This is a genomic window from Paracoccus sp. UBA5162, assembly GCF_002413585.1.
Lineage (GTDB): Bacteria > Pseudomonadota > Alphaproteobacteria > Rhodobacterales > Rhodobacteraceae > Paracoccus.
Genome location: NZ_DHXG01000003.1, coordinates 1 through 453 on the forward strand (window position 1 = coordinate 1; position 453 = coordinate 453).

Sequence of the window (453 nt, forward strand, 5' to 3'; positions counted from 1 at the left end):
CGCGACGGAGGCTGGGTGCATGAGGGACGAGTCCGTCCAAAATCGCCAGATCCGCTCCAAAACGGGCCGAAGGGGGCGACGAACTGCCCCTCCAGCGGCCGCCAGACCGCTTCAAGCGACGGATGGCGGGTGTTCGGCGAAGCCGAAAGTGTAGTTCAGGCGTTCCCATGCTCTGGTCGAGGAGGCCGCTGAGCCGCTGCCAAACGCAGGCAAATTTGAAGAGTGTATTGAACTCTCCGTGCGATTCCTCTCGAGGCGCGGGGATATTTACGGGAATGGGAGCTAAACGGTTCGCCAAACAGTGCTGAGACTGGCTTTTTCCGATCCTCTGACATTCACGCCGGAAGATGTGTATGACGCAATAGAAATGACCCTGTCTTTCAAGGGCTTAGATCATTTTTTTCAGCCATAGGTGTGAAATGGTGCTGCGAGAGAGGATTGAACTCTCGACCT